We start from the raw sequence: 13618 nt of genomic DNA, 5'->3' as shown, positions 1-13618 counted from the left end.
GGCCACGCTCCGCCAGCGATCCGATGGGATGCCGCCTCCGGCGGCACGTTAACCGCTCGAGGAGTTCATCATGCACACCCACCGCATTGCCCTGGCCTTGCTTGCCACGCTTTCCGCTTCTGCCGCGCTGTTCATCGCCCAACCGGCTTCGGCCGCGCAGGCCAAGTACGATCCGTACACGCAAGGCGCCGTCGACAAGACGGACCCGTTCACGCAAGGTGCAGATCGGCAGGCCGATACCTACGGCTATCTGTCGTGGAAGTACGATCGTTTCGACCCGTATGCGCAAGGCGCAGATCGTCAAGCCAGCGCGCATGACGTGCTGGCATGGCGCGGCGATACGAGCTACCCGGGCAGCACGGACGGCGCTCGCGCGTGACGGGCCGGTATGGCGTGAGAGGGACCGTGTAAGCACGGCCCTCCACGCGAGCATCACCTCGCTGATGCGATCCGGTCGTACAACGCACGCGCTGCGGGCGACAGGTGCGCAGCCTTGCGCGTGACGAGCACCAGCGTGCGCGACACTTCAGGCTCCACCAGCTCCACCGTACGAATCATCGGGTACGCGTTCTTCTGAATCGCCAGCCGCGGCACCACCGCCGCGCCGAGCCCTTCAGCCACCAAGCCGAGCGCCGTTGAACTGCGCTGCACTTCGTAGAACGAATGCAGCGTCACGCCGCTCGCCTTCAGTGCGCCGTCGAGCAGGCTGCGGTTGCCGCTCACCTCGCCGGCAAAGATGAGTGGGTGGGGCTGCAGGGCCTGCCACCGGATGCGCCGCCGCTTCGCGAGCGGGTGATCATCGCGACAGACGAGGACGTACGGATCGCTCGTCAGCGGCACGCTTACGAGCTCCGGATGCTGGTCGCCCGCGATGCTGATGCCGAACTCGGCTTCACGACGCAGCACGGCTTGCAGCACGGAGGCCGATGCATGGTCGAGAATCTTCACGCGATCATGCGGCCGGTGCTCCGAGAACGCGCGCAGGATGCGCGGCAGGTATTGCACGCCCACCGTCGGCACGCAGGCGATGGTGATGTCGCCGCGCTGGCTCAGGCCCGTCTCGCGAATCTCCGTGAGCGCATCGGACAACTCATTGAGCAGCCGTCGCGCCTGCGGCAGAAAGCGCTCGCCGATTTCCGTCAGCTCGGTCCGGCGCGTGGTGCGCTCCACCAACGCGACGCCGAGAAACGCCTCCAGCTTGCGAAGGCGCTGCGTGATCGCGGTCTGTGTCACGTGCAGCGTGTCGGCGGCTTGCGTAAAGCTGCCGCACTCTGCAATCGCCACAAATGCCTGCACGCCGAGCGTATCGATTTTCATCAACGTTATAAATCAATCTGTAAATTGAATTCATTTTACTGATCGATCCGGAAACCGGACACTTTGCGCATCCCGCAAACCACAACAAGGAGCGCATCGTGACGACCCCACACGATTGGTACGCAAAGCAGTATGTGCAATTCGAGGATGAGCGCACGCGGCCGGTCCGGGACCTGCTTGCCGCGGTGCCGCCCGCGCCCATCCATATCGCCATCGATATCGGCTGCGGGCCAGGCAATTCAACGGAAGCACTGATGGCGCGCGCGCCCGCCGCAGCCGTTCGCGGCATCGACGCCTCGGCCGACATGATCCAAGCCGCACGCAAGCGCCTGCCCGAGGTGCGCTTCGATGTCGCCGACATTGCTGCGTGGGATGAGCCGGGCGCATATGACCTGATCCTGGCCAATGCGGTGCTGCAATGGCTGCCGGCGCACGACACGCTGTTTCCGACACTTGTCGGCAAGCTTGCGGCGGGGGGCCACCTGGCCGTGCAGATGCCGGACAACCTCGACGAACCTGCGCACCGCCTCATGCGCGAAGTGGCCGCTGCGGGGCCATGGGCCGGCAAGCTCAAGGGTGTGGAGCGCACAGAGCGCTTCGATGCGCGCCGCTATTACGCACTGCTGGCGCCGCTGTGCTCGCGCGTCGACGTGTGGCGCACCACGTACATGCACCCGCTGCAAGGCGGGGCGGATGCGGTGGTCGAATGGTTCAAGGGCAGCGCGTTGCGGCCGTTCCTGGCGGCGCTGAGCGAGGACGAGCGACCCGCATTCCTCGGTCGCTATCGAGACGCCATCGCCCAAGCCTATCCGGCTCTCGACGATGGCACGGTGCTGCTGCCGTTTCCACGCTTGTTCATCGTGGCGACGCGCAAGTAGGCGCAATCGCAGAAACGAGAATCAACGGCCATGAAAATGCCCGACGGCAAACCACCGGCGGGCTTTTTATCTGACACCTGCGGCGCTTAACGCGACGGGTTCAGCGTCAGGTTCATATGGCGGTTCACATCCTTGTACAGCAGGTAACGGAAGCGGCCAGGGCCACCCGAATAGCAGGCCTGCGGGCAGAACGCGCGCAGCCACATGAAGTCGCCCGCTTCCACCTCGACCCAGTCCTGATTGAGGCGATAAACCGCCTTGCCTTCGAGCACGTACAGGCCGTGTTCCATCACGTGGGTTTCGGCAAACGGAATCACGCCGCCCGGCTCGAACGTGACGATATTGACGTGCATGTCGTGGCGCATGTCGCTCATGTCGACAAAGCGCGTCGTCACCCAGGCGCCGTTGGTGCCCGGCATCGGGATCGGCTGGACGTCCTGCTCGTTGGTTACGAAGGCTTCCGGCAGGGGAATGCCATCGACGACCTGGTAGTGCTTGCGGATCCAGTGGAAGCGCACCGCGGCGTCGCTGACGTTGTGCAGCGTCCAGTCGGCGCCCGGCGGAATGAACGCGTAGCCGCCCGGCGTGAGCGTGTGCTTCTTGCCCTGCAGCGTCAGCTCGGCTTCGCCTTCAACGACGAACAGGACCGCTTCGGCGTTCTTGTCCTGCTCGGGCTTGTCGCTGCCGCCGCCCGGGTTCACTTCAACGATGTACTGCGAGAAGGTCTCGGCAAAACCCGACAGCGGGCGGGCAATCACCCACAGGCGCGTGTGGGTCCAGAACGGCAGCCAGCTCGTGACGATGTCGCGCATCACCCCCTTGGGGATCACCGCGTACGCCTCGGTGAACATCGCGCGATCGGTCAGCAGATCCGTCTGCGGCGGATGGCCGCCATGCGGCGCGTAATACGTGGTTTTAGACATGTTGCATTCAGGCAATGGGTTGGTCCGGCCCCGGGCGCGAATAGCATCGGGCAGTTCGTACACGGGCGGCGTTCACGATAGCGAAGCCGCCCACAATCGACCAATTAAATGTTGCGATGACTTCGATTCGATTTGCCACTACTGCGCCAGCATCAGATCGAGGTTCTGGACCGCCGCGCCCGAGGCGCCTTTGCCGAGGTTGTCGAATACCGCCGTGAGCAAGACCTGACCGTGGTCGTTGGCGAAGACGCCCAGCCGCATGTCGTTGGTGCCGTTGAGCGCCTGCGGATCGAGATGCGGCAAGGCGGACGGCGCCTGCAGCGGCATCACCTCCACATGCTGCGCCCCGGCGTAGTGGTCAGCCAGACATGCGTGCAGCGCAGCCGCATCCACGCCGGCGTTGAGCAGACGCAGCTCCAGCGGCACCGTCAGCACGATGCCCTGGCGATACGCGCCGTAGGCCGGCACAAACATCGGCCGCTGCGTGAGCCCCGCGTGCAGTTGGATTTCCGGCGTGTGCTTGTGCGCCAAACCCAGTCCATACACCTGGAACGGCAATGCGTTTGCCGCATCCGGCCCCTCGTAGGTTTCGACTGCAGCGCGGCCACCGCCCGAATAGCCGGACACGGCATGCATGCTGATCGGGTAATCCGCCGGCACGAGGCCGGCTTGCACGAGTGGGCGGAGCAGCCCGATCGCGCCGGTCGGGTAGCAGCCCGGGTTGGTCACGCGCGACGCTGCGGCAACACGTCGGGCTTGCCCTTCGCTCATCTCCGGAAAGCCGTACACCCAGCCGGGCGTGGTGCGATGCGCGGAGCTGGCGTCGATCACGCGCACGGCCGGGTTGACGATGGCCGCGACCGCCTCGCGCGCGGCCGCATCGGGCAGGCACAGGATGGCGATATCGCAGGCGTTGATGGCCTCGGCACGGCGTTGCGCGTCTTTGCGGGCATCGGCGGGCAGCGTCAGCAGCTTCAGGTCCTGACGCTCGACACGACCGCGCAGGCGCTCGTGAATCTGCAGGCCGGTGGTGCCTTGGTCGCCATCAATGAAGACGAGGGGCGTGGACATGGCGGAGCGCTCCAATGGAAAGAGGGTGAGGGTGGTGGTGAATGCGAGCCCCCATCTTCGATCGCGACCTAGAATATGAAAAGTTGAATTTCATAACCGTCACATTCAGCATTTCTGAATCATGCGAGAGATCAGCCTGGACCGCCTGCGCACACTCGTGGAAGTGGCTGGCCGCGGCTCGTTTGCCGACGCCGCGCGGGCGCTGCATCTGGCGGCGCCCACCGTGAGCCTGCATATCGCCGAGCTGGAGGATCGCGTAGGCGCGCAACTTCTCTCGCGCAAGCGCGGGCAGGTGCAGCCCACCGCCATCGGCGAGGTGATGGTGGAGCGCGCCCGCAAGCTGCTCGCCGATGCCGAGCAGGCGCTGGACGACATCCAGCGTCAGGTGCAGGGCCTGAGCGGGCGCGTGCGGCTGGGTGCTTCCACGGGCGCCATCGCGCATCTGCTGCCGCAGGCGCTGGACGTGCTGCGGCAAAACCACCCCGGCATCGACGTGCAGGTGGCGGTGCTCACGTCGCAGGAAACACTGGCGGGTCTGGCCGATGGCGCGCTCGACATTGGCCTCGTGGCACTGCCGCAATCGCAGGTGGCGGGGCTTGCCATCAAGCCATGGCGGCGCGATCCGGTAATGGCGTTCTTGCCTGCGCACTGGACGAGCCCGGCGCGCATCACGCCCGCGTGGCTGTCTGCGCAGCCGCTGATCCTGAACGACGCGACCACTCGACTCTCGCGCCAGACAACGGAGTGGTTCGCCGCTGACGGTCATCACCCCGTGCCGCGTATCCAGCTCAACTACAACGACGCCATCAAGAGCCTGGTCGCGGCCGGTTACGGCGCAACGCTGCTGCCGCATGAGGCCTCCGCCGCACCATCGGATGCGCGCATCACCATGCGCCCGCTGCGACCTGCGTTGTGGCGTGAACTTGGCATTGCGCACCGCGCCGGTGACGTAGCGCGATCGACACAGCACGTGCTCGACGTGCTTTGGATGCTCCGGGCGAAATAGTCCATTGCGCGCCTCGAAACCGTGACGAGGCGCAGAATCCCGCTTGAATAAAGTTTGACTTCTTGTGTCGCGACAACTATCTTAAGATATGTTTTGCGACACAACACGGCGTGCCAGCCGGCCGACTCCGGCCCCAGCCTGCGCGCGCCGCTTACTCCTCTTCTTCGCTCGCCCTCATGCCCTTACTTGATTCCTCGCGCGAGCGCCGGTTGCTCTGGCTGCTCGCGCTCACGCAGTTCACCGTCATCATGGATTTCATGGTGATGATGCCGCTTGGTCCGCAGATCATGCATACGTTTGGCATCGGCCCGGCGGCGTTCGCCACGGCGGTGTCGGTGTATTCGCTGTGCTCGGGCGCTTCCGGCCTGCTGGCCGCCACCTATGTCGACCGCTTTGACCGGCGCCGCCTGCTGCTGACCGTCTACGGCCTCTTCACGCTGGCCAACCTGGCCTGTGCACTGTCGGGCAGCTACGGCATGCTGCTGTTTGCCCGCGCATTTGCGGGCGTCACCGGCGGCGTGCTCGGGTCGATCATCATGGCCGTGCTGTCAGACGTGGTGCCGCCCGCACGGCGCGGCGCGGCCACCGGCGTGGTGATGTCGTCGTTCGCGCTCGCGGCCATGGCGGGCGTGCCAGTCGGCATTGCCATTGGCGCGCACTTCGGCTGGTCGGCACCGTTCTTCCTGCTGACGGCGCTCACGGTGCTGATCTGGCTGGGCGCGCGGCAGACCATTCCGCCGCTGGCCGAACATCTGGCAGGCAAGCGCAGCCAGACGCTGGGCGAGATTCTCTCCGGCCTGTGGCAGTTGCTCACCAACCCGCGCCACCTGCGGGCCTTCGTGCTGACCTTCGTGATGATGGGCTCGCACATGATGGTGATTCCCTTCATCTCTCCGGTGCTGGTGGCCAACCACGGTGTGTCGCCCGAAAACCTGTCGTGGTTGTATGTGGCTGGCGGCGCGGCGTCGTTCTTCAGTTCGCGCGCCGTGGGCAAGCTGGCTGATCGCTACGGCCGCCGCCGCATGTTCGTTGGCGCAACACTGCTGGCGTTCATCCCGGTGCTGGTGATGACGCATCTGCCTGACTGGCCCTACATCGGCATGTTGCTGTTCTTCCCGTTCTTCATGGTGATCCTCTCCAGCCGCATGGTCCCGATGCAAGCGTTGATGACGACAGTGCCCGCCCCGCAAGTGCGTGGCGCGTTCCTGTCGGCCAACAGCGCGGTGATGTCGGTAGGGACCGGCGTTGGAGCGTGGGTGGGTGGGTTGCTGCTGTCCGCCGGTACCGGCGGCCGCATCGAAGGCTATGGCCTCAACGGCTGGCTGGCCGTGGCAGCAGGGCTGTTCTGCGTGTTCTGGGTGAGCCAGGTGAAGGGATCGGATGCGCAGGGCGATCCGTCACTGGCTGCAGCAGCCGCATCCGCAGGCGCGTCGGGTCCGCAAACGGTGCCGCAAGCTCCGCGGGCGGAAAAGGCCTGAGTGCTTATTCTGCTTACTCGGCTTCCAGCACCATCTTCAGCTTCACCAGGTCACGCTGCACCCATTCGGCATCGGCGTCGAACTGCGCGTCGTCCATATTCGGTTGCTGAAACAGCGTAAGCGAGACGGTGGTGCCGGCGCCGTTGCGAACCACCCGTAGCGGCACGTACACGATTGACCCGTCCGGCAGGCGGACCCAGTGGTCGGCAATGCCAAATGTGTTGGGCGGGCTGAAGCGGATGAAGACGCTGCCTTCGTCGCTGTTGGGGGCGGCCTTGGCAATCCATTCGTCGGGGGCCGCGCCCGAACCCTGCGTACCGGGCGCGAGCCCTTCCGACAGGCCGGTCGCCCAGATCGGAAAGTTCAGCGGCTCGGCCAGAAACATGGCCACGTCATCAAAGTGACGCTCGACATTCACGCTTAGGGTGCGGACGTTGTGCAGCATGTGGCCTCCGTGTGCGGCGCGCGTCGTGCGAGGCAGTATATGCGGCGCTCAGGCGGGCAGCTTGCGAAAGCTGATGGCCAGGCGGTTCCACGTGTTGATGGTGCTCACCAGCAGCGTGAGGTCGACCAGCTCGGCATCGGAGAACTGCGCCCGCACGGACTGCCAGACGTCATCGGGCACGCGCGTTTGTGCGACAAGGGTGACGGCTTCTGTCCACGCCAGCGCGGCGCGTTCGCGGTCGGTGAAGAACGGCGTTTCATGCCAGACGGACACGGTGGCCAGGCGGCGGTCGTCTTCGCCGCCCTTGCGGGCATCGGCGGTGTGCAGGTCGACGCAATAGGCGCAGCCGTTGATCTGCGAGGCACGCAGGCGCACAAGTTCGGTCAGCGGCTTTTCCAGCGTGCTTTTAGTCAGCGCTTTTTCCAGGCCCATGACGGCCTGGATGGCGGCGGGATTGCTTTGGTAGAAGTCGAGGCGGGGTTCCATGAGATGGCTCCTGTGCTTGAGAACTGAAGCCAGTCTAGGCGCGCAGGTGGCACCTTGAAATTGCCAATCGCAGCGAATATCAGGTAGCCACTCTGTCCAGCACTTCCGCCAGCTTGCCGAGGCCCGCGTCGATCTCCGCAACGTTTACATGGCCGTAGCCGATCAGCAACCCGGGCTGCGGCGGCCGCGCCACATGCATCCTGGCCGTGCCGTATAACCCGACGCCCACGCTCTCCGCCAGCTTGACCAGCTCGGCTTCCGCCAACGGCGTTTGCAACTGCGCTGCCATGTGAATGCCCGCCGCCGACGGCACGGGCGCCAGCCACTGCGCCAGCGGGCCACGCAGATGCCGCAGTAGCGCATTCCGGCGCGCCGCGTACTCCTTGTGGATACGCCGCAGGTACTTGGCGAAATCGCCGTCGAGCATGAACTTGGCCAGCGCCGCCTGCATGAGCGATTCACTGTGCCAGTCGGCCACCTGCTTGGCGTGCCGCAGCGGCGCCACCAGCGAGGCCGGCGGTACCACGTAGCCGATGCGCAGCTCAGGGAAGATCGTCTTCGAGAACGTGCCCACGTAAGCGACGCAACCGGCTGTGTCCAGGCTCTTGAGCGATTCCATCGGGCGGCCGTCGAAGCGGAACTCGCTGTCGTAATCGTCTTCGATGATCAGCGCGTCATGGCGCTGCGCCCAGTCGAGCAATTGTGCGCGGCGCGCCAGGCTCATCGGCATGCCCAGCGGAAACTGGTGCGACGGCGTTACGTAGACGAGCTTGGCGTGCTTCGGCAGCGCATCGACGACAAGCCCTTCCGCATCGACCGGCACCGGCACGACGTTGGCGCCCAGCGCCTGCAGCGCAATGCGCGCGGGCGGGTAACCCGGGTCTTCGATCGCCACCGTATCGCCGGGGCGTACCAGCACGCGGGCGATCAGGTCAATGGCCTGCTGCGCACCCTGCGTGACGACAATATCGGCCCACGCACACACCACCGCGCGACTGAATGCGAGATAGCGCGAGATGGCCAGGCGCAGCGCCTGGTCGCCCGCCGGATCGTGATAGCCGCCGCGCCCGCGCGCCTGCTGGCGCAGCGCATGCGCAACACAACGGCGCCATACGTCGAACGGGAACAGGCGCTTCTCCGTCACGCCGCCCACAAAGTCGTAGAGGAGGTTCGGGCGCGGCAGGGGCAGCACCGCCGGCATGTTGTTCCAGGGCGTGTCGAAGGTGCGTACGGGCGGCGTGGGCGACGCAAGTTGTGCCGCAGGCGATGCGGCCGGCGCGCGGGCGCGCAACCCTTCAGTCGCTTCGGCCACGAAGGTGCCCGAGCCGGCGCGCGGCTGTAGATAGCCCTCGGCGATGAGGCGTTCGAATACGTCGAGCGTGGTCTTGCGCGACACCCCGATCTGCAGCGCCAGGTCGCGCGTGGAAGGCAGGCGCTCGCCCGGCACGAGCCGGCCATCGAGGATGGCGGTGCGAAGTTGTCGATAGAGCTGGCCGGCAAGGTCGTGCCGGCCGTGGATCGTCAAATGGACATCCATCGTGGGCGCAGTATGCGAAGGAGCTGCGCCATTCTACGGAAGCCGCCGGAGGCGGGAAGGGCAGGGTGAAGCTCAGCCTTCCCGGCCGTCAGCGCGCGGCGCCATCAGCCACGGCGTGTAGCGCCACAGATAAACCACAAACGCCGCCACCCACAGCACGCTCGCCCCGCCGATCCACACTTCGCGCGGCAACAGGGCGGGGCCGGCCACGCGCACGAGTGCAGCCAGCGCGACGGCTGCGTAGGCGAAATTCTCTGCACGGCCCGTACGCAACATCCGGCCGGTGTGGCCCAGCGCGGTGCGCGTGATCATGGCGATGATGGCGCCGCCGATGGCTCCCGCCGTGAGCGCATGCAGCGCGGTCGAACGGTCGCCCCAGCCGAGCGCTGCGGCGGCCAACATGGCAAAGCCGATGGGCAGGAAGGCATACGCCACATGCAGGATGGAGACGATGGGCGTGCGCAGCGTGCGGCGCGTGTCCCAGCCAGCCCAGCGGACAGCCTGCACGACCGCCGCCGCCGCAAACACGATGGCTGGAACAATGCCTTGAAGCGGCGTCGCCAGCATGGCAACGGCGAGCGCCGTCGCCGGCACGATGGCGCGCTCGGCCCACACCACGCGGCGCACCTGCACGCCAGGAACGGCGTTGGACGTGAACATCGGGATGACGCGTCCGCCAATGACCGTGACGAACAGGCAGACCAGCCCCGCGGCTGCATCGAGGCAACGCAGTGCGGCCAGCGGCGCGTCCAGAGCCAGCGCGGCATGAAACGCCGCGTTGACGCCACCGAGCACCAGCAGCGCGATCGCCAGGCCATAGTTGCGGGCGCTTTTTGCGCGCCGCAGGACACGCAGGAACGCCACGCCGCACGCCGGCAGGAACGCCACGTCCGCAGCCACGGCCAGCGGCACGGGGCCTGTCCACATCAGCACACGTGCCGCCAGCCACAGCGCAGCCAGCGCCGCGAGCTGCGTGCCTTGCGGCGTCTGCAGGCCGGTCCAGTTCTTACCCGCTGTGAAAAGGAAACCGACCACCACCGCCGCCGCAAAGCCAAACACCATCTCGTGCGCGTGCCAGAACAGTGGCGCCATGCTGGCCGGCCCTTGGGCCGAGGGCAGGACACCCAGCAGCAACGCCGCCCACAGCGCCATGCCCAGTGCGGCAAACGCCGCGGCCAACAGGTAGAACGGCCGGAAGCCGAGCGCGAAGACCGCTCGCCCCGTGTAAGGCACGCGGCTTGCCGGGTCGGGCTTGCCGATGGTGAGCAACGGGGCTTGGCGGGGCATGGTGATTTCCGTGGTTCAAGTCAGAGGATGTCGTCCAGCAGATCGGGGCCGAACACTTCGCGGTGGATGCGCTCCGACGGCACGCCGCTGGCAAGCAGCGTTGCACGCTGCGCCTGCATGAACGGCAGCGGGCCGCAGAGATAGAAGTCCGCTTCCGTCCCGTGGTCGCGCACGAACGTGTCGACCGTCATGCGGCCAGGCTGGGCCGGGCGCGATGCGAACTCCGCGTCCTCGCCGGACTCCAGGAACACATGCGCCTCGAACGCCGGCAGCGCTTGTGCGGCACGCTCGAGATCATCGGCGTGGGCAACATGCGAGGCAGCACGGGCGGCGTGGCTGAATACGATCTTGCGCGCGCTGTTCTCCTGCGCGAGCGTGTTGAGCGCCGAAATCATGGGCGTGATGCCAACACCGGCCGACATCAGCACGATCGGGTTGTCGGTCGCCAGTTGCGGCACAAAGTCGCCGTACGGTTGGCTGACCAGCAGGACGTCGCCTTCGCGCGCATTGGCGTGCAGCCAGCTCGACACGGTGCCTGCAGGGCGGTCGGCGTCGCCCGCATCACGCTTGACCGAGATGCGCCACGTGCGGCCATTCGGTGCGTCCGACAGGCTGTACTGGCGCTGCTGCAGTGCGCCCGGCGCCAGCTCCACTTGCACCGAGATGTACTGCCCCGGCAGGAAATCGGCCAATGGCGCGTCGCCCACGGCTTCGAGCGTGAGCGAGACCACGTCTTCGGCCTGCTGACGGCGGCTGACAATGCGCACCGGCTGACGATGGTCGGGGCCGCTGCCGGTGTGCTGGTACAGGCGCGCTTCCGCCGCGATCAGTTCCGCGGCGAGCAGCCAATAGGCTTCGTCCCAGGCAGCAAGCAGGTCCGGCGTGGCGGCGTCGCCCAGCACTTCGGCAATTGCGCCCAGCAAGTGGCGCGCGACGATCGGGTAATGGCTCGGCTTGATGCCCACGGCCGCGTGCTTGTGCACGATGCGGTTGACCACGGGCGCCAGCGCCGCGTTGTTGCCATGGTTGGCAGCGTACGCAAACACCGCCGAAGCCAGCGACTGCTGCTGCGACCCATTGGCCTGGTTGCCCATGTTGAACACGTTGGTCAGCTCGGGGTGGCTGGCGAACATGTTGCGATAGAAGGTCTGGGTGATGGTCAAGCCATGCTCGCGCAGCACGGGAACGCTGGCATCGATATAGGGCTTGGACTTGTCGGACAGCATGCTGGACTCCAAATATGCGTGAAATATGCAACAAATAAGACGGGGGGCGCCGTCACGCTTTGTTCTGGATAGCCTGGGGCTCAGGCAACCGCTTGCATTGGATTCTATTAAACGTATATTTGTGATGCAACAAATTGACCTGCGGCAAACCGGCGCATCTTGTGGGCAACTTCCCGATAAGATGTTCCTCTTATGAATGTTTTTACCTGCGGCAACGCCGCACGCCCACCATGCGACTGACCGACTACACCGACTACGCCCTGCGCACGCTGATCTACGTGGCCGTGCACCCGGACGAACTCGTCACGATCCAGCGCATTGCGGATGCCTTCGACATTCCCAAGAACCACCTCATCAAGATCGTCCAGCAGCTAGGGCAGGACGGCTTCCTGCACACCGTGCGCGGGCGCGCGGGGGGCATCACGCTCGGCCGCCCAGCGGCCGAAATCAACCTCGGCGACGTGGTACGCGCCACCGAGCCCGACTTCCGCATGGTCGAGTGCTTCCACGGCGACGATAACCACTGCGTCATCACCCGCGTGTGCGGCCTGCGCGGCGTGCTGCACGCAGCGTTGCGGGCGTACTTTGAAGTGCTTGATGGCTACACGCTGCAGGATCTGGTCGACAAACCGAACGCGGTGAACCGGGCGCTGGGAGAGGTCAGAGCGTTGCCGATGCCACGCCCTCGGGCCAAGCCCGCATCGCGCGCGTAGCCTGCGCGCCGCTTCTGTCGCGCGTTTCTTTTCCTCATCGCCGCAGGTTTGCGCAGGCATGTTCGCTGCTGCAAAACGGTTGCGGGCCGCGCCATCTTGGGTGACGGTCCAGTCAACCGACCAGCGGAGGTGTCATGAAACCCACTCGCGACAAGAGCAAGCACGCGTCGCACTCGAAATCGACGTCCACAAGCCAGCGCAGCAGCGCGTCCGACAAGGAGCGTGGCGGGCACGCCAGCCATGGCAGCGGTGGCAAATCGTCTGAACGTGCCGGTGCGAAGTCGCACGAGCGCGGCACACAGGGCGGCAGCGCGCGTGAACACGCAACGCATTCGCCGATCGGCATTCAGAAGGCTCTGAAGGGCGCGACCTACCCCGCGAAGAAGCAAGAGTTGATGAAGACCGCGCAGGCCAACGGCGCAGACGACAGCACCCTCAAGACCCTGCGCGACATGCCTGACGACGAGTACGACACGCCGGCCGCCGTTTCCAAGGCCATCGGCCACGAAAAGTGATGCGCACCCGCGCAGGAGGACGACTCATGAACAGATCAACACAGCATATTGGTGCGCGTCGCGTTGCGGCGCTGCTGGTGGCCGGTGCGCTGGGCTTTGGCGGCGCGCTCGGTATCGCGCGGGCGGCGGCGGACAAGTCCGACACCACCTTCGTCACCAAGGCGGCGGCGGCCGGGATGCTCGAAGTGCAAGCCAGCCAGGTTGCCATCACGCGCGCAAGCAATCCCGACGTACGCGCCTTTGCACAACGGATGGTGAAGGACCACACCACCGTTGGCGATGAACTCAAGGCGCTGGCCGGTAAAAAGGGCATTACGGTGCCGGACAGCCTGCCCACCGACGAGCGCGCCAAGGTCGACAAGCTCAGTGGACTGGAAGGTGCGAAATTCGACAAGGCCTACGCGGATGAGGTGGGCGTGAAGGCGCACAAGGAGGCGGTCTCGCTGTTCGACAAGGCCTCGAAGGATGCGAAGGACCCCGACATCAAGGCGTTCTTTTCACATAACCTGCCAGCGCTGCGCGAGCATCTGCAGATGGCGGAGCAGTTGAAGCCCGCGATGAAATAATTCCGCGCTGCGCCCCAAGCCCCCGCCCCGGCGCCGAGAGAAATCGCGATGAACGCGGCCCCTTTTTGGGGCCGTTTTCTTTGCGCCCCGTTTGCGTGCCAAACGAATTCGCTTCGGGCCCTGTCCCTTCCTGTTTTCATATCGCTTCGTCACTAAATTTTCATGGTTTG

The 13618-nt window shown here is 65.7% G+C and carries 15 protein-coding genes; 7 read left to right on the top strand and 8 right to left on the bottom strand.

What is annotated here, in order from left to right; genetic code table 11:
* The first annotated feature begins 70 nt into the window (after positions 1 to 70).
* The gene (locus tag ACU8YE_RS10280; protein WP_316870437.1) at positions 71 to 379 is read left to right on the top strand and encodes a hypothetical protein; all 309 of its coding nucleotides are present in this window, start codon (positions 71 to 73) and stop codon (positions 377 to 379) included.
* A 53-nt stretch (positions 380 to 432) separates the two neighbouring features.
* Here ACU8YE_RS10280 and ACU8YE_RS10275 read toward each other — a convergent pair whose 3' ends face one another.
* Complete coding sequence (locus ACU8YE_RS10275) at positions 433 to 1317, bottom strand: LysR family transcriptional regulator (protein WP_446928644.1); 885 nt, start codon at positions 1315 to 1317, stop codon at positions 433 to 435.
* Positions 1318 to 1415: 98 nt separating this feature from the next.
* Between ACU8YE_RS10275 and tam the strand changes: the two genes are divergently transcribed.
* Positions 1416 to 2195, top strand: coding sequence for a trans-aconitate 2-methyltransferase (tam, locus tag ACU8YE_RS10270; RefSeq protein WP_316870439.1), 780 nt, complete (start codon positions 1416 to 1418; stop codon positions 2193 to 2195).
* 86 nt (positions 2196 to 2281) lie between these two features.
* Here tam and ACU8YE_RS10265 read toward each other — a convergent pair whose 3' ends face one another.
* On the bottom strand, positions 2282 to 3118 hold the full coding sequence (locus tag ACU8YE_RS10265; protein WP_440475784.1) for a bifunctional allantoicase/(S)-ureidoglycine aminohydrolase: 837 nt from the start codon (positions 3116 to 3118) through the stop codon (positions 2282 to 2284).
* A 138-nt stretch (positions 3119 to 3256) separates the two neighbouring features.
* The gene (gene argC / locus ACU8YE_RS10260; protein WP_316870440.1) at positions 3257 to 4189 is read right to left on the bottom strand and encodes an N-acetyl-gamma-glutamyl-phosphate reductase; all 933 of its coding nucleotides are present in this window, start codon (positions 4187 to 4189) and stop codon (positions 3257 to 3259) included.
* A 121-nt stretch (positions 4190 to 4310) separates the two neighbouring features.
* Here argC and ACU8YE_RS10255 point away from each other — a divergent pair, with 121 nt between their 5' ends.
* Together ACU8YE_RS10255 and ACU8YE_RS10250 are read left to right on the top strand one after the other, a co-directional pair.
* Entirely contained in the window at positions 4311 to 5195 is an 885-nt protein-coding gene (locus ACU8YE_RS10255) for a LysR family transcriptional regulator (protein ID WP_260803658.1), read from the top strand.
* Positions 5196 to 5371: 176 nt separating this feature from the next.
* Positions 5372 to 6673: an MFS transporter gene (locus ACU8YE_RS10250; RefSeq protein ID WP_260803657.1), complete on the top strand. Its 1302-nt coding sequence runs from the start codon at positions 5372 to 5374 to the stop codon at positions 6671 to 6673.
* A gap of 13 nt (positions 6674 to 6686) precedes the next feature.
* Here the strand turns inward: ACU8YE_RS10250 and ACU8YE_RS10245 are convergent, their stop codons facing one another.
* The 5 genes from ACU8YE_RS10245 to ACU8YE_RS10225 all read right to left on the bottom strand — a co-directional run bounded on the left by ACU8YE_RS10245 (position 6687) and on the right by ACU8YE_RS10225 (position 11654).
* Positions 6687 to 7118 carry an SRPBCC family protein gene (locus tag ACU8YE_RS10245; protein ID WP_322017002.1) on the bottom strand — a complete coding sequence of 144 codons (432 nt, stop codon included), beginning with the start codon at positions 7116 to 7118 and terminating at the stop codon, positions 6687 to 6689.
* Positions 7119 to 7166: 48 nt separating this feature from the next.
* On the bottom strand, positions 7167 to 7604 hold the full coding sequence (locus tag ACU8YE_RS10240; protein WP_446928643.1) for a carboxymuconolactone decarboxylase family protein: 438 nt from the start codon (positions 7602 to 7604) through the stop codon (positions 7167 to 7169).
* A gap of 79 nt (positions 7605 to 7683) precedes the next feature.
* The gene (gene pdxR / locus ACU8YE_RS10235) at positions 7684 to 9141 is read right to left on the bottom strand and encodes a MocR-like pyridoxine biosynthesis transcription factor PdxR (protein WP_446928642.1); all 1458 of its coding nucleotides are present in this window, start codon (positions 9139 to 9141) and stop codon (positions 7684 to 7686) included.
* A 72-nt stretch (positions 9142 to 9213) separates the two neighbouring features.
* Positions 9214 to 10428 carry an NnrS family protein gene (locus tag ACU8YE_RS10230; RefSeq protein ID WP_446928641.1) on the bottom strand — a complete coding sequence of 405 codons (1215 nt, stop codon included), beginning with the start codon at positions 10426 to 10428 and terminating at the stop codon, positions 9214 to 9216.
* A gap of 20 nt (positions 10429 to 10448) precedes the next feature.
* Entirely contained in the window at positions 10449 to 11654 is a 1206-nt protein-coding gene (locus tag ACU8YE_RS10225; protein ID WP_446928640.1) for a globin domain-containing protein, read from the bottom strand.
* A 230-nt stretch (positions 11655 to 11884) separates the two neighbouring features.
* Between ACU8YE_RS10225 and ACU8YE_RS10220 the strand changes: the two genes are divergently transcribed.
* The 3 genes from ACU8YE_RS10220 (at position 11885) to ACU8YE_RS10210 (ending at position 13448) form a co-directional block, all read left to right on the top strand.
* Positions 11885 to 12367 carry an RrF2 family transcriptional regulator gene (locus ACU8YE_RS10220; RefSeq protein ID WP_232041480.1) on the top strand — a complete coding sequence of 161 codons (483 nt, stop codon included), beginning with the start codon at positions 11885 to 11887 and terminating at the stop codon, positions 12365 to 12367.
* A gap of 134 nt (positions 12368 to 12501) precedes the next feature.
* Positions 12502 to 12882: a DUF2795 domain-containing protein gene (locus tag ACU8YE_RS10215; RefSeq protein WP_440815477.1), complete on the top strand. Its 381-nt coding sequence runs from the start codon at positions 12502 to 12504 to the stop codon at positions 12880 to 12882.
* 26 nt (positions 12883 to 12908) lie between these two features.
* Positions 12909 to 13448, top strand: coding sequence for a DUF4142 domain-containing protein (locus ACU8YE_RS10210; protein WP_446928639.1), 540 nt, complete (start codon positions 12909 to 12911; stop codon positions 13446 to 13448).
* The last annotated feature ends 170 nt before the right edge of the window (positions 13449 to 13618 follow it).

Source organism: Ralstonia sp. VS2407 (assembly GCF_052950655.1).
The sequence above is the reverse complement of the archived record's forward strand: the minus strand, read 5'-3'. Positions and strand labels throughout refer to the sequence as shown.

Coding starts and splice junctions, on each gene's coding strand:
- ACU8YE_RS10215 (WP_440815477.1), top strand. CDS start 12,502: ATGAAACCCACTCGCGACAAGAGCAAGCACGCGTCGCACTCGAAATCG.
- ACU8YE_RS10255 (WP_260803658.1), top strand. CDS start 4,311: ATGCGAGAGATCAGCCTGGACCGCCTGCGCACACTCGTGGAAGTGGCT.
- ACU8YE_RS10230 (WP_446928641.1), bottom strand. CDS start 10,428: ATGCCCCGCCAAGCCCCGTTGCTCACCATCGGCAAGCCCGACCCGGCA.
- ACU8YE_RS10225 (WP_446928640.1), bottom strand. CDS start 11,654: ATGCTGTCCGACAAGTCCAAGCCCTATATCGATGCCAGCGTTCCCGTG.
- ACU8YE_RS10280 (WP_316870437.1), top strand. CDS start 71: ATGCACACCCACCGCATTGCCCTGGCCTTGCTTGCCACGCTTTCCGCT.
- argC (WP_316870440.1), bottom strand. CDS start 4,189: ATGTCCACGCCCCTCGTCTTCATTGATGGCGACCAAGGCACCACCGGC.
- ACU8YE_RS10240 (WP_446928643.1), bottom strand. CDS start 7,604: ATGGAACCCCGCCTCGACTTCTACCAAAGCAATCCCGCCGCCATCCAG.
- ACU8YE_RS10265 (WP_440475784.1), bottom strand. CDS start 3,118: ATGTCTAAAACCACGTATTACGCGCCGCATGGCGGCCATCCGCCGCAG.
- ACU8YE_RS10210 (WP_446928639.1), top strand. CDS start 12,909: ATGAACAGATCAACACAGCATATTGGTGCGCGTCGCGTTGCGGCGCTG.
- ACU8YE_RS10275 (WP_446928644.1), bottom strand. CDS start 1,317: ATGAAAATCGATACGCTCGGCGTGCAGGCATTTGTGGCGATTGCAGAG.
- pdxR (WP_446928642.1), bottom strand. CDS start 9,141: ATGGATGTCCATTTGACGATCCACGGCCGGCACGACCTTGCCGGCCAG.
- ACU8YE_RS10245 (WP_322017002.1), bottom strand. CDS start 7,118: ATGCTGCACAACGTCCGCACCCTAAGCGTGAATGTCGAGCGTCACTTT.
- ACU8YE_RS10220 (WP_232041480.1), top strand. CDS start 11,885: ATGCGACTGACCGACTACACCGACTACGCCCTGCGCACGCTGATCTAC.
- ACU8YE_RS10250 (WP_260803657.1), top strand. CDS start 5,372: ATGCCCTTACTTGATTCCTCGCGCGAGCGCCGGTTGCTCTGGCTGCTC.